The 14,639-nt window shown below is 52.4% G+C and carries 9 protein-coding genes; 2 read left to right on the forward strand and 7 right to left on the reverse strand.

Features of this window, described 5'->3' with window-relative positions; genetic code table 11:
• Positions 1-143 precede the first annotated feature (143 nt).
• Both VFS25_RS18845 and VFS25_RS18850 read left to right on the forward strand, forming a co-directional pair.
• Positions 144-572, forward strand: a complete 429-nt coding sequence (locus VFS25_RS18845; RefSeq protein ID WP_326463724.1) for an SRPBCC domain-containing protein — start codon at positions 144-146, stop codon at positions 570-572.
• Positions 573-597: 25 nt separating this feature from the next.
• The gene (locus VFS25_RS18850) at positions 598-1,788 is read left to right on the forward strand and encodes an MFS transporter (protein ID WP_326463725.1); all 1,191 of its coding nucleotides are present in this window, start codon (positions 598-600) and stop codon (positions 1,786-1,788) included.
• A 137-nt stretch (positions 1,789-1,925) separates the two neighbouring features.
• On the opposite strand, the gene VFS25_RS18855 is transcribed toward VFS25_RS18850, so the two are convergent.
• From VFS25_RS18855 to VFS25_RS18885, 7 genes are all read right to left on the reverse strand, one after another.
• Positions 1,926-5,093, reverse strand: a complete 3,168-nt coding sequence (locus VFS25_RS18855) for a glycoside hydrolase family 2 TIM barrel-domain containing protein (protein ID WP_326463726.1) — start codon at positions 5,091-5,093, stop codon at positions 1,926-1,928.
• A 48-nt stretch (positions 5,094-5,141) separates the two neighbouring features.
• Positions 5,142-6,113, reverse strand: a complete 972-nt coding sequence (locus tag VFS25_RS18860; RefSeq protein WP_326463727.1) for a discoidin domain-containing protein — start codon at positions 6,111-6,113, stop codon at positions 5,142-5,144.
• Between the two features lie 42 nt (positions 6,114-6,155).
• On the reverse strand, positions 6,156-7,946 hold the full coding sequence (locus tag VFS25_RS18865; RefSeq protein ID WP_326463728.1) for a RagB/SusD family nutrient uptake outer membrane protein: 1,791 nt from the start codon (positions 7,944-7,946) through the stop codon (positions 6,156-6,158).
• A 94-nt stretch (positions 7,947-8,040) separates the two neighbouring features.
• Entirely contained in the window at positions 8,041-11,295 is a 3,255-nt protein-coding gene (locus VFS25_RS18870; protein WP_326463729.1) for a TonB-dependent receptor, read from the reverse strand.
• A gap of 170 nt (positions 11,296-11,465) precedes the next feature.
• Complete coding sequence (locus VFS25_RS18875) at positions 11,466-12,656, reverse strand: FecR family protein (protein ID WP_326463730.1); 1,191 nt, start codon at positions 12,654-12,656, stop codon at positions 11,466-11,468.
• Positions 12,657-12,718: 62 nt separating this feature from the next.
• Positions 12,719-13,336, reverse strand: a complete 618-nt coding sequence (locus tag VFS25_RS18880; protein ID WP_326463731.1) for an RNA polymerase sigma-70 factor — start codon at positions 13,334-13,336, stop codon at positions 12,719-12,721.
• Between the two features lie 97 nt (positions 13,337-13,433).
• Positions 13,434-14,639, reverse strand: a complete 1,206-nt coding sequence (locus VFS25_RS18885) for a glycoside hydrolase 100 family protein (protein ID WP_326463732.1) — start codon at positions 14,637-14,639, stop codon at positions 13,434-13,436.

Raw genomic sequence — 14,639 nt, forward strand, 5'->3', positions numbered from 1 at the left:
CCGCTTTTGTACTGGCTGGTTGTATAGCGAACAGCACTGTGCAAAGACTATTTTGTCCAAACTGACCCACGACAAATTCTAATTCACACCCCTCCCAGCTTAATTTTAGTCGGTAGTTTTATGTTTCAATAAAATGCACTATTATGAAAAACATTTTGCACCGGTTAGCCATTAAAGCTACCCCTGAAGCAGTTTACAAAGCAGTAACCACACAGGAAGGACTGGCGGGATGGTGGACCCCTGAAACAAGCGCAAAGCCCGAAACCGGCAGCATTGCCCGTTTTGCTTTTGGCCCGGATTATTTTAAGGAAATGAAGGTAACTGCACTCGAACCTTTTAAACAGGTGCAGTGGCAGTGCATTACAGGGTTTGAAGAATGGGTAGGCACCACCATTACATTCGATATTGAGCCGCATAAAAATGGCAGCGTGCTGTTCTTTCATCACGACGGATGGAAAGCATACACACCGGGATTTGCCTCCTGCAGTTACGACTGGGCCATGTTTTTAAGAAGCCTGAGCATATTGTGCGAAACCGGGAAAGGCTTACCTTATCCCAATCAATATCAATAAACAGTTTAGCACGTTAACCATGAAAATGAAACCGGCTGAATTTATTACTTTATCTGCCTGCACCATGATGCTTACAGCGCTGGGCATTGATATTATGCTCCCGGTATTTGGTGAGATCAGGCATCAATTTGGATTGAACGCGGAGTCTACCGCAACGGCGCAAATAGTTGTATTCTTTTTCATGGGGCAAATTGCACAACTTGTTTTTGGCGCACTGTCGGACAGTTTTGGCAGACTGGCCATTTTAAGAATTGGATTTCCTTTATACATTACAGGCGGCATTGCCGCAACTTATGCTCCCAGCCTGCATATCATGTTTGCAGCCCGTTTTGTGGCCGGCATGGGCGCATCCGCTGTTTTCATGACTGCTATTGCGGGCGTGCGCGACCGGTTTGTTGGCGATAAGATGGCCAGTATTTTATCGCTCATCTTTACCATATTCCTGTTTACGCCTGTTTTTGCTCCTTTCCTGGGTTTGGCCATCTTAGCCGTTTCATCCTGGCGGATGGTGTTTTTAACACCGCCGCTGTTTGCAGTTATTGTATTTATCTGGTCGTTACGGCTGGAGGAGTCATTACCGCCTGAAAAGCGCAGCCAGCTAAACTGGAAAGCTATCGGTCAATCCATAAAAGCAATTCTCAGCAACCGCGTGTTCCTGCGATATACAGCGGTTACAACGGTTCTTTTCATGGGCTTAAGCTCATGGGTTTCCAGCTCGGAACACATCCTGGGAAAGATATACGGCAGGCCGGAATTGTTTTCCTGGATTTTTGCCGGCGTTGGTTTAGCTGCAGCGCTTTCGGCGCTCACCAATTCACGGCTTTCTGCAAAGTTCGGGGCAAGAAGAACCATACGGGGATTACTGGTTGTTTACAGCATTGTAGGAACACTGCTGCTGCTCAGCACCTTTATTTTCGGTGACCCGCCGCAAATGTTCCTGTTTTCCATTGCCATTGCTTTACTGATAGGGATTAACCTGGCTGTTGAACCTAACAGCAGCGCCCTGGCTATGGAGCCCATGGGCGATATGGCAGGCATGGCTTCGGCTGTTTACGGAACCACCTTCTTTTTTATCGGGGCGTCATCAGGTTCGGTAATAAGCAGCCTGATGAAGCACAGCGTACTTCCGCTCGTGATCGGCTTTTTCTTAATCGGCGTTATTACCATTGGTTTGGTATTGGGCGACCGGCGGCCGGTTGTACAGGCAATTGAGTAGAGAATGTAAAATGTAAAATTTTAAATCATAAATGTAAAAGTAAAATGCCGTAAACATGAGCTATGCGATATTTCGCGGCATTTTACTTTTACATTTTACATTTTAGATTTATGATTTTACATTCTTTTTCTTCCGGCTTACTGCAACCGCAAGCGGTAGCTAAACCGCGCCGGCGCCGCATGCACCACATAAGGCGGCAGCGGCCGGGGCCCGCATGAGCTGGAGCCTACTCCAAGCGTGTACCGGCTAACGCACAGCACAGTGCCTTTGGACGCAGGCAGGTCTATCCGGTATTCTGTTTTTTCCATTTCCTCATCACTATAAGGCAGGGCAGATACCTGCAGCAGGGCCGTATCGCGCTGCACGGTAAGCGCAGCGCCCCGTGAGCTGCTTAGCTTTGCCCAGCGTACATCTTCATGGTTACCGCACTCCATGGGCTTTTCGTAGGGGGTAAGCTGTTCCTTCACTGTGCTGCGGTAAACGCCTACATCAAAACCGCTTTTCCTGTCGGCATAGTTTTCCATAGGCCCGCGGCCAAAGTAGCTGAACCGGTCCATATCCTTTGCCAGGAACAGCCGTACGCCCAGGCGGGCCAGCACTATATCCGGGTTACTGAAAACAACATTGTTATCCGCCGCCAGGCTGCCATCGCCGTGGATGGTATATACAACGGTGTGATGCACGGTAAAGTGGCGTTGCCCGGCGCCGGTAAGGTGCGCGGTAATCTGCACCCTGCCGGGCGCAGGTTGTGAAACGGCAATACTGTCTGCCGACCATTGCAGGTGCTTCAGCCCATATTTTTCCCAGCCTTCATTGGCCCACATATCATCATTGCGGTGCGGTGCGCGCCACAGGTGCAGCAGCGGCCCTCCGCCTGCCTGCAGCACCTGCCGGCCGTTTACCGCCATGCTGCTGAATGTACCGGTATGCCTGTCAAACACCAGTGAAAAATGCCCGCCGCTTATCTTTATGCTGCCGTTGCTGTCTGTAAGCTGCAAGGGTCGACTATCCGCCGCAGGCGCCGGCGGTTGAACGCCGGCAACAGGCAGCTCCAGCTGCTGGGCAGCCACCTCAAAACCTTTGGGCGCCCACAGCTGGTTTTGCAGGGTGGTAAAGGAAACCCGCAAAAAGTATTCAGCGCCGGGTTCTGGTTGGGGAAGGCGATAAGGCACTTTTACTGTTTTTTCCGCGCCCGGCTCCAGCCGGCCAAGGGTAAAACGGCCGCTGTCCGTTACCTTGCCGTTCTTTGACAAGGTCCATTTGCAGGCAAAGGAGTCCAGGTTAATGAACTGGTAACGGTTTTTAATGGTTACCATACCGTTTGCCAGGTCAGCGCCCTGTATGCCTATCCACTGGTAAGCATGCTTTAATTCGGGGTAATGCGGTTTTTCAGAACGATCTGAAGCTACCACCCCTTTGTGTATGAAATAATGATCATTCGGGTATTCCCCAAAACCGCCGCCAAAGGCCAGTATAGGATGCTTTGGATCACGCCGGTTCCACAGGCCCTGGTCCTGCCATTCCCATATGCAGCCGCCCAGCAGCGAAGGGTATTTGTCAAAAAGCGCGTTGTACTCATCTACAGATCCCATAGAGTTGAACATGGCATGCGCGTATTCACACAGGTAAAAAGGTTTCGTATGGCTGTTATCGTTAGCCAGCTTTTCCACTTCCGCGGGAGAGGTGTACATGCGGCTGTCAATATCTGCCGGGTTATCTTTATCAATGCCAAAACCTTCGTAGTGCGTAAACCGCGTGGAGTCAATATCGCGGATGGCCTGCAATGCCGCCCGGAAGTTAGAGCCTCCCCTGCCGCATTCATTGCCTAATGACCAGATAATAACAGACGGGTGATTTTTAAAGTTCTCTACATTCGCTACGTTGCGGTCAATGATGGCGGCTTTTATACGCGGCTCCTCATCAAAATCGCCCATAGCGCCATGGCATTCCACGTTCGCTTCCGCCAGCACGTAAATACCGTATTCATCACACAGCTCATACCAACGGGGATCATCTGAATAATGGCAGGTACGCACGTGGTTGCAGTTGGCCTGCTTGATGAGGGTTATATCCCGTATCATCTGCGCTTCTGTAACGGCATGGCCTACGTTGGGCCAGTGCTCATGCCGGTTAACGCCTTTGAGCTTTACCGGAACGCCGTTCACCAGGAACTGGCGTCCTTTAATGGCCAGGTTGCGGAAGCCGGTACGCGCCGATAATATCTCCGCTGCCTTGCTCCCGTTTTTCAGGGTGAGCACTGTGGTGTACAGCCGCGGCGTTTCCGCGGTCCACTGCTGCGGGTGCTGTACCGACACGGTAACGTTAACGGTGGTTTCTTCGCCGGGCTGCAATGCAGGCACCGGAACGCTGCCGCTGCTTCCTTTAACCGGCTGCCGGCCGTTGTACAGGTCAACCGTTAGCTGGCGGGCGGGCGCTGCGCTGCTACCGAAGTTTTTAATTTTTGCGCTTACCTGCAGGGTGGCATCGCGGTACTGTTCATCCAGCTGCGCATGTACGGCAAAATCGCGTATATGCGTTACCGGGCTGCTCCAAAGGGTAACATTGCGGAAAATGCCGCTCAGGCGCCACATGTCCTGGTCTTCCAGGTAGCTGCCGGTGGTGAAGCGATATACTTCCACAGCTATCATGTTATTGCCCGGTTGTACAAAACCGGTAATATCAAAGTCAGCCGCATTGCGGCTGTTCACGCTGTAACCCACCTTACGGCCGTTCACCCACAGGAAAAAGCCGGCATCCACGCCGTCGAACGTAACAAAGATGCGGCGGCCTTTCCAGCCGGCGGGCACCGTAAAATTGCGCCGGTAGCTGCCTACCGGGTTACGCTGTTTATAAGTGGTGTATCTTTCCGGCGGCGTGCTCATTACATGCGGAAAGTCTTTCTTAAAAAGAAAGGTAAAGTTGGTATAGGCAGGTGTTCCATATCCCATTACCTGCCAGTTGGAAGGCACCGGTATCTCTTTCCAGCCGGAAACGTCATAACCGGGCTTGTAAAAATCCACCGGCCGCTGCTGCGGCCATGCCACCCAGTTGAACTTCCACATGCCGTTAAGGCTCCTGTTAAAGGAAGATGCATGCCGGTTGGCCTGCAGCGCTTCCTGCAGGCTGCCATACGGCATTAAAGTGGCGTGCGCCGGCTGCTTGTTGATGCCCAGGCATTGCGGGTCTTCTATTTCATGCGGAACAGGCGCATTGCCGCTGCTGTCTGTATCAAAGCCTGTGCTGTTCGTATATGCCTTTACAGGTAGCGCCAGGCCAACGGTCAATAACCAAACAATTTTATTCATTCGCATTGCTGTACTGCAGGTATTTTATTTAGCTGTGAAAATTAATATTTAAAAGGCATTAAGCTCCGCCAGGTGTGTATAAGTGGCATTATAGCTGGATAAGATATTCACCCGGAAATACCTGGCATCCCTGAAGCCTGAAAGGAACTGCTTTTGCAGGTCTTTGGTGTTCTGCAGGGTGAAGGAGCCGGCCTGCTCCCAGCTGAGATTGTCCACGCTGGTTTCTACTGTTACCGACTGCGGCTTGCCGTCGTTATCGCTTTGCCGGTCCAGGAACGACAGCCCGTGCAGGGCTTTAACAGCGCCCATATCCACCGTAATATGATGCGGGGGGCCAGGACTGGCGCCCTGCCACTGGGTATGCCAGAAGGTACCGGGATTGTTGTCAATGGCAAAAACCGCGCGGCCATTGTCGGGGCCTTCTCCATTGGCTTCCTGTGATGAAAAGTCAATTATGCTCCATGCCGACCTGTCAAAGTCGGGGTAATCCGCCAGGTTGGGCTGCACCCTGATAACGAAAAACACAGTACGCAGCTGCTCATTTACCGTTACGGTTGACTTAACAATGCTTATTGGCAGCAGGTAGTCTTTAAGCGCAGGAACGGCGTCAGCGCCGCTGGTTTTAACAGCCAGCTCCAGCGGCGGCGTGCTAAGCTGCCCGTAGGGTATTACCGCGCTGGTTGCGCTCAGCGTGTAGCCATGCTCCGGCAAAAGCGTATAGGCTGTATTGTTAGCCCGGTTAAAGCTGTCAACCAGCGCCGGGTTCACGCTAAAGCTCACCGGTATATCGGCCTGCGGATAATCGGGGCCGCCATAATCTGCGCCGTAAATGATCACCTGGGCGCTGTCGGTGATGGCCAAAACATGGTTCACCGGGTTATTAACGGCGGCCGGCATATATACCTTAATATATTTGGACAAGGGCTGGTCCGGCAGGTCATATTTGTCCTCACAGGCGCTTGCCAGCAAAAGCAGGCCGGCCATAACAACATATAATGCACGGGATTTATTGAGATACATATTTTTCATTTTTTAGAGAATGCACAATTATTTGATACAACATTACCAGCCGGGATTTTGCACTACCACGCGGCCCCTGTCCAGCTCATACTGGCTGATGGGGAACCAGTAGCTGCCGGCCAGCCACAGGTGCTTTACGGCCACTACGCGCTGGTAAAAGTTGTTATCGTTTTGGTTAATGTTCATACCATGCAGCTCGCCCATTACCTGGGGCGCAATTTTCCAGCGGCGTATATCAAACCAGCGGTGGTACTCAAAAGCCAGCTCCACCCTTCGTTCCGCGCGGATCCTGTTACGCATCTCATCCTGGCCGGCGGGTACCGGCAGCGGGTTGTCGCCTGCGCCATACTGCGGAATACCGGCGCGTTCCCGTATCAGGTTCAGGTATTTAAGTATATCGGCGTTGCCGGGGTTGTACTCGTTCAGCGCTTCTGCATAGTTCAGGTATATTTCGCCCAGGCGGAACAGCACCAGGGGCCTGTTCTGATGCTGGCCGTTACCGCCGGAACCCGCGTTGGTTTGCGGGCCAACATTTTTGCGAACGAGATAGCCTGTTTTAGACCAATCCGTAGGATGCCCGTTCTTGCCATTGGGGCCGGAAACAAAGAACGATACCGGCGCCGGCGCGCTCATATTGCCGCCCTGGAAAATACTGTTGTTATAAGTGATGGAGGCATAAAAACGCGGTTCGCGGTTCATATACATGTTGTACACGGGTACGCCGTTTACATCGGTAAAGCCTGTTTCAGTATACAGGGAAGACTCCCGGATAGAGCGGCCGTCTTTCATAAAATAAGCATCTACCTGCTCCTGCGTGGCGGCAATACCGCACCAGCCCCCGGCCTGGCGTGGCATGGCGTTTACATCCCAGTCCCACAGGCTGTTATCCTTACGCACAAAAATCTGCTCGTTGTTCCAGGGCTCCAGCAGAATGCCCTGCGCGGTTTTAACGGGATCGCCGCCAGGATCTTTATAAAGTGAGTAAAGGTTAAGATCAATAACGGCTTTGGCCGCATCGGCCGCCCGCTTCCATTTTTCCTTGTCATAGGTTTGGGAAATAAGTACAGTACCATCTGCATTGCGGAAACCGGCCATCTCCGTATTGCCGTTATAAAGCGGGCTGGCGGCATATAGCAGCAGCCTTGCCTTTACCGCCAGGGCCATGCCTTTGGTGGCCCGGCCATATTCCCTGTCGGCGTTAAGGCCATTGCTTTCAGGCGTTAGCGGCAGCACTGCGGCTGCCTTATCCAGCTCTGACACTACATAATCAACGCAATTATCAAAAGGGCTGCGCGGCAGCTGCATATCCGTGGCCGGCGCATCGGGTGGGGTTAGCGTATCGCTTACAAGCACCACCGGCCCGTACTGCCGCATGAGCAGAAAATAATAATAAGCACGCAGGAAACGGGCTTCGGCCTTATACTGGTCAATGAGCTGCTGGCCGTTCAGGGAGCGTATTTCCTCATTTTCATCAATATGGGAAATGAAATAGCCGGCGGAGCGGATGCCGTTATAGTAATAGCCCCATTTCTCAAACTTGTTGTTGCCTGCGCTGATGTTGCCGATGTTAAGATCGTAAATGGTATATTTTGACCAGGTAATATCTCCTTCGTCGCTGTTGGCCATCCAGGGCCAGTTATCCCATTGATTGGATTCATCATCCACGTAGCTGTACACATTGGCGAGATATTGTTCGGAGGTGGCTTTTTTATGGAACACCTCTTCTATTGTAATACGGTCGTTCGGCACCTGGTCAAGATACTTCCTGCAGGCAAAGCTGCAGCTGATCATCACGAACAACAGGATGCGCTGATATACGAGGTTCTTTTTCATCCCTTAATATTTTGATGTTTTACAGGCCGGATGGAACCCTGCATTTACATGCCGGTTTCATTGCCAATAGTTTTCTGATTGTTAGCAGCTGTTTTTATTTGAGTGTAAGCTTTGCGCCCAGGTTATAGGTTTTTACCAGCGGGTATTGCGAGCCGCGGCCATCTCCCAGCTCTACATCCCACAGCTTAAAGCCGCTCATGGTCCATAGATTGTAGCCAATGAAATACAGGTTCAGGTTGGCAATGCCCATCCTGTTGAGCCACTGCTTTCCGGCCAGGTTATAGCTGAACTGCAGTGTTTGCAGGCGCAGGAACGCGCCGTTCTTCACCCACCATGAGCTGCCGGCATAGTTCATATTGTCGTTACCGTAAGTAAGGCGCGGGTACAGGGGGTGCGGGTGCGCACCATCGGGTGTCCACCGGTTTGTGATCTGCGCCAGCAGGTTGCCGCGCTCCCCGCCCTGGCTGAAAGGCTGCAGGCCGTCGCCGTTCAGCTGTATATCCACATTGCTGATGCCTTTGAACCAGCCGGCCAGCGACCATCCTTTCCAGTTAATGGTGGGGCCAAAGCCGTACACGATCTCGGGTATGCTTCCGTAGCCAATAGGGCCCTGGTCATAGGTGTCTATCTTACCATCACCATTCAGGTCTTTATATTTAATATCGCCGGGGCGGTTGGCACCGGTTTGGTAGGGGCTGTTGGCAATTTCCTTATCGCTCTCAAAAAGCCCCAGTGCTGTATAGCCAAAGCGCTGGCCCAGCTTACGGCCTATGCGCTGCTGCCAGGGATAGGGCCAGGGCGCATTGGCGTCGTTGATTATCATAGCCCTGTTCCAGGTGAAGCTGCCGCGCAGGCCAATGAACAGGTCTTTTCCTATCCTTTTATTGAATTCCAGGGTGGCATCCACTCCCCTGTTATGTATTTCGCCCAGGTTAGCGTAAGGCAGCGTGCGAATGCCTTCATACAGCGGCACATCGCCGCGCTGCCGGAAAATGCCGGTCCTGTTCTCATTAAAAACATCCACTACCAGGGAAAGGGCGTCGCGCAGGGTTTTGATCTCCACGCCAACATTTGTTTTCTTAGCTTTTTCCCAGGTAACTTCCACCGCATAATCACCAATATCCAGCCCATCGAAATGATTATCAGCTCCGTTGCGGCCGTAGGAGTAGCCGCCGTTGCCGCTTCCTACCGTAGATATGTAGGCAAAGCGGCGGCCGCCGATATTGCTGTTGCCTACCAGGCCGTATGAAACGCGCAGCTTGAGGAACTGTATGGCCTTGCTGAGCGGTTTAAAAAACGGCTCTTCAGAGGCTACCCAGCCTGCGCCAAAGGATGGGAAAAAACCGAAGCGGTGATCCGGCGCAAAGGTTTCCGAACCGTTGTAACCAAAATTCGCTTCGGCAAGATACCTGTCGTCATAGGCATAGGTAACGCGGCCGGAGAGCCCCATGTAACGGTAAGGAATGGAGCTGATGAAATCACCGGCAAACGCATCTTCCTTATCCGACTGGTTGTACAGCAGCATGCCGGTTACATTGTTTTTACCAAAGGTGTTATTATAGTTAATAGCTGCTTCTGTATAAAACTGGCGGGTGCCGCCGTTGCTGCGGCTGTAGCCCAGGTAATTGCTGCCAATGGAGGTTTGTTCCAGCAGCAGCTTGCCGGACGAGTCCCTGCCGGATGCCAGGTAACCATCTACGGTTTTGGTGCGGCTTATCGTATGCGCGTTATAGTTATCAAAGGAGAACATGCCGGTTACAGACAGGCCTTTGAGCCAGGCGCCCAGGTCCTGCGTAAGGCGGATGTTGCTCCACAGCTGGCTTCTGAACTCGCTCACATAACCGCTTTGCGTAAGCAGGTTGTAGGGATTGTTAACATCGGCTGTGCGTATCTGGGAATGAAGGCCGTTGGAATATATGGGTGGTATAAGAATGGGCGGCAGCAGGTAAGCGGAGCCCCAGATCTGGTCTACCGAGCTGCCGGGAAAATTACCGTTACTGATCCAGCCGGAAGCGCCAAAGTCAACCTTTGTTGTTTTGCTCAGCTGCAGGTTCAGGTTGGCGGTGAAGTTATAACGGGTGTATTTGATGGCGGAATTATAATTCGCCAGCTGGTCGGTTTTGTACATGCCATTCTCATCATAGTAGCCGATGGAAAGATAGTACTGCGCGTGGTCTGAACCGCCGCTGGCATTTACGCGGGCGCGCCGGTTCTGCCCGTATTTGTTGAACAGGGTTTTAAACCAGTCAACATTGGGATAAAGGTCAGGGTCTTTTCCGCTGGCGGTAAGGGCAATCCTTTCCGGCGAATATTTAGGCAGCGGATCAGCGGGATTGGAGTTGTGGTATGCTTCATTCGCCATTTGCATATAGGTAACACCGTCTGCAAACTTGGGTATCCTGGTGAACTGCGTAATGCCCTGGTCATACTGCATATTGATCTGCGGCCGGCCGGCTTTCCCTTTTTTTGTTTGGATAAGGATAACGCCGTTGGCGCCTCTTACGCCGTACACCGCTGTTGCGGAGGCGTCTTTGAGGATGCTGAAGCTGGAAATATCCTCAGGGTCCACGTTGGCAAAGTCGCGTTCAATACCATCTACCAGCACCAGCGGTTTGCTGTTGGTAAAGGTGGATATGCCGCGGATATAAATTTCGGCGTTGTCATAACCCGGCTGCCCGCTGCGCTGCACGCCTATTACCCCTGCTACACGGCCTGCTATCACATCGGTAAGGTTGGCCACGGGCTGCTTCAGGTCTTCGGCGCGGATGCTGCTTTGCGCGCCAATGGTGGTAATTCTTTTCTGCTGGCCATACCCCACTACCACCACGTCATTCAGGCCCATTACCTGCTCCTGCATAACGATGTTGATGTCGCTGCGGTTATTCACCGGCACTGTTTGCGTTATATAGCTTACAAAGCTGAACACCAGCGTATCATTGTTTGCCCGCAGCCGGATGGTGTACCGGCCGTCGGAAAGTGACGTGGTGCCTGTTTTCGACAGCTTGCTTGTGATGGTTACGCCAGGCAACGGCTGCCCTTTTGCATCGGTTACAATGCCGCTTACCGCTGTAAGCGGCGGCGCGCTTGCGGCCTGCTTTCTTTTTACAACAACGGAATGATCGAGCATTTCGTAGGTCAGGGGCTGGTCCCGGAAACACTGGTCCAGCACCTGTTTCAACGGCAGGTTGGTTGCCGTAAGGCTCACCGGCTTTGCCTCTCCCAGCATTTCATTTTCGTACAGGAAATCAAAACCGGTTTGCTGCCGTAGCTGCCGGAACACTTCCTTCAGGTTGGCGTTGCTTACCTGCAGGCTTACACGCTGTGCGTGCACCAGCGTGCATAGCAGCATAAGGCCGGAAATAATCAGTATTAACTTACATGAAACTGCATGCCGGCGGTAACCAGGGACAAAGCAATCCCGCCTGCATAAACATGCATTAAAAAACATACTCATTTGGTTGATTAATTTATGTGGTTGTGGAATTATTGCTTCATACGTGGATTCAATAGCGATTTGACTTACGGCATAACAATGATCCTGCGGCCTTCCACTTTAAAGTGTATAACGCCGGTCATCTCCAGCCGTTTTAATACTGCCGTAACATCTTTATACCGTGTAACTGTTCCCCCGAAATTTCTTTTTATGTTATTGTCTTCAAATACCACCTCCATATCGTACCAGCGTGCAATTTGCTGCATAACCTCCCGGATGCCGGCATTGTCAAAGGCAAAAAAACCGTTCTTCCAGGCTACCGCATCTTCCGGGTTCACCTTCTTTACGCGAAAGGCAGCCAGCGGTGATGGCAGCAGCCCCTGCTCGCCCGGCTGCAGCGCTACCTGGCTTGCGGGCGCCACCAGCTTTACTGCGCCCTGCATCAGCGTGGTTTTCACCGCGCTTTCATCTTCATAGGCCGAAATATTGAACCGTGTGCCCAGCACCTGCACTTCCATGCCATTGGCCATTACTTTAAACGGCTGCTGCGGGTTGCCGGCTACTTCAAAATAGGCTTCTCCCGTTAGCTTCACAATCCTTTCCGTGCTGTTAAACGCCACGGGAAACTGCAGCGAGGAAGCTGCATTAAGCCATACTTTTGTACCGTCTGACAAGGTTACCTGGAACTGGCTGCCGCGGGGGGTAGCCAGTGTGTTATAAGCCATCAGCGACTCATTTCCCTTTACCTCATATTGCAAGCTATCCCCCTGCTGGCGAACAGCGGCTGTTCCCTGCCGGATCACCTGGTTGCTGGTGCTGTCCAGCTTTATCGTGGACCCATCTGACAGGGTAAGGATGGCTGTATGGGCGCCCACGGCCACCTCACCTGCCTTTTGCGCAACAGCCGGCCGCTGCTTAAACGACAGGCGCGGCCAAAAGTAAATACCGGCTGCCAGCAATACGATGATGGATGCTGCCGCCCAGCTCCAACGGCGCAGTAAATGAATGCGGGAACGTTCACCCGCTACGGGCGGGGAACCTGCACCATCGTCCAATGCCGCCATTTGCCGTTTGATTGCAACAAGCGCGCTTTCAACATCAGCTGCATTTGTTAGCCCATGCAAGCTTTCACGGCTGCACAGCTGTTCCAGGAACGCATCCCAGGCGGCCGCATGCTCCGGCGCATCCAGCGTTTCCCATAGCCGCCGCAGGTCAGCAGCAGTAATGGTTTCCGCCAGGTACTGATCAAATAATATGTCTAATTCGGCTCGTTGCATGGTACAATTTTACTACCGGCTTATAATAATGGAACTTTAATTAAGCAAAAGGACGTGTTGGGTTAAAAAAAAATTTTTACATACCCGGCGAACAGGCATACCATTAAAATGTCACCATATTGCGCGATATATTTCCGCAGAAAAGCCAGCGCCTTTACAATGTAATCTTTTACGGTATGCCCGCTTAATCCCATTTCGCGCGCAATGGCCTCATGCGACAGGCCCTGCTCCCGGCTAAGCCGGAAAGCACGCTGCTGCTGCGGGGGCAGTTTCCGGATGCCGGCTTCTATCAGCTGCTGTAGCTCTTTGAGGCGGGCATTCATTTCCGGCGTGGCCTGCGCCTGCATAATATAGGCACCGGGATGGGCAAGCGACCGTTTATAATTTTCCTCAATGGTAGCGCGTTTCAGTTTCCTGAGAATGAAATTGCGGGTTGCCCCGTACAAATAAGCGCGTATATTTTCTACCGTAGTTATCTGCTGCCGTTCTTTCCATACCCATAGAAAAACTTCCTGGGCTACATCTTTGGCAAAATCAGCGGATCTTGAGGCCAGGAAGGCAACGGAGTAAGTATGATCCCAATGGAGGCGGAACAGGGTATCAAAAGCAGCAGTATCTCCCGCTGCTATGCGTGCGAGCAAATCCTGTTCATTGCTGTTATGTACCTCCTTGTTTGACAATCCGGTAAGTTGGCTTTTTAAATTGCCGCCTGTTCCTAGGCAAAGCCCAAAGGTAATCGTGATGGGGTTTAATGCAAAAATAAACGTGGAATTTTTCTTATACCGCCTGTGGTGAGCTACCCGGCTTGCTCCTCTCTTCCCTGATCTCATCAAAAAAAGGCGTACGCTTTTCTTCTACACATTTAGCGGCATACAGGTACAGGGCAGCGCTCCAGGTTTGCCACTCCTGCCCCTTGGGCATGCCATCGTTGGCATTCAGCCACTCGTTAAAACCGAAATTAAGATTGCCTGCAACAGACAACCGTACGATGCGTGTAAGCTCCAGCAGCTTTTCCTCTGCCAGCCTGTATTTTCGTGCAGCCACCAGCGCTGCCACATAAAAGCCGCAGATGAAAGGCCACACCCCGCCATTGTGGTAGTCGCCGGGGCGGTTCAGCAATGCATAGCGCTCCCGCCAGTCGCGGTCTTCGGGGCGGATGTATGGAAAAAAATTCGGCGGCAGCTGTAACGCCAGCTCTCCTGTTTGGCGGAGGTTGTTGCATTCATCTTCAATCCACGACACCATGGCAGCGGCCCTGCCGGGAGATGCAATGCCGGAAAGAATGGCCAGGCTGTTACCCAGCAGATCGAACCGCTCACTGCTTAATATTTTGTATGACCATAACGCATAATAAGGCTTATGTTTCACTACCAGCCCTTCATGCACATGCCGGTGCTGCACATTGCCTGTTATGGTAAAATGCTTCATCTCATTGCAAAGGTGCTTTGCCCGCTCATAATCTCCCAACAAGCGCAGGTAGCTGTATACCAGGGTATTCACAAACAGCCCGAAGCCCAGCACCCACTGCTCGTCGCGCCAGTCGCTGGTAGGTTGCTGCGCCACCAGGTAATGGTCGGAGGGGCTCTGGTATTCCATCCACTGCAATGCTTTGCCCACTGCGGGTTCAAGAAACCCCGGCTCGTTTACAAGCTTCCTGAATATGCCTACGGCAAGCAGGAACAGCGGGGTGGTATCGCTGGCGCCGCGGTCGTCAGGATCATGCACCAGGGAAGGTATATGCCCACGGACGGATTGATTAGCAGCCAACGTTTCGAGCACGCGCCGCATGCTGGCTAACAGCACTGCATTGCCGCTTACCCCGATGCCTAAGATCGACAGCAGCAGGTCCCGGGTATAGGGCTCGGGGTAGCCCCATCCCGCTGTCCGGGGCAAGCGGTGGTAAGGGCCGCAGGCATTGTGCAGCAGCACTTCCAGCGCAGCTGCTTTTGCTTCTTCAATTTCCGACCAGGAAGAAGTTTTCAT

Origin of the sequence: Chitinophaga sp. (assembly GCF_035761305.1) — a bacterium.
GTDB lineage: Bacteria > Bacteroidota > Bacteroidia > Chitinophagales > Chitinophagaceae > Chitinophaga.

Coding starts and splice junctions, on each gene's coding strand:
- VFS25_RS18845 (WP_326463724.1), top strand. CDS start 144: ATGAAAAACATTTTGCACCGGTTAGCCATTAAAGCTACCCCTGAAGCA.
- VFS25_RS18850 (WP_326463725.1), top strand. CDS start 598: ATGAAACCGGCTGAATTTATTACTTTATCTGCCTGCACCATGATGCTT.
- VFS25_RS18855 (WP_326463726.1), bottom strand. CDS start 5,093: ATGAATAAAATTGTTTGGTTATTGACCGTTGGCCTGGCGCTACCTGTA.
- VFS25_RS18860 (WP_326463727.1), bottom strand. CDS start 6,113: ATGTATCTCAATAAATCCCGTGCATTATATGTTGTTATGGCCGGCCTG.
- VFS25_RS18865 (WP_326463728.1), bottom strand. CDS start 7,946: ATGAAAAAGAACCTCGTATATCAGCGCATCCTGTTGTTCGTGATGATC.
- VFS25_RS18870 (WP_326463729.1), bottom strand. CDS start 11,295: ATGCTGCTATGCACGCTGGTGCACGCACAGCGTGTAAGCCTGCAGGTA.
- VFS25_RS18875 (WP_326463730.1), bottom strand. CDS start 12,656: ATGCAACGAGCCGAATTAGACATATTATTTGATCAGTACCTGGCGGAA.
- VFS25_RS18885 (WP_326463732.1), bottom strand. CDS start 14,639: ATGAAAACTTCTTCCTGGTCGGAAATTGAAGAAGCAAAAGCAGCTGCG.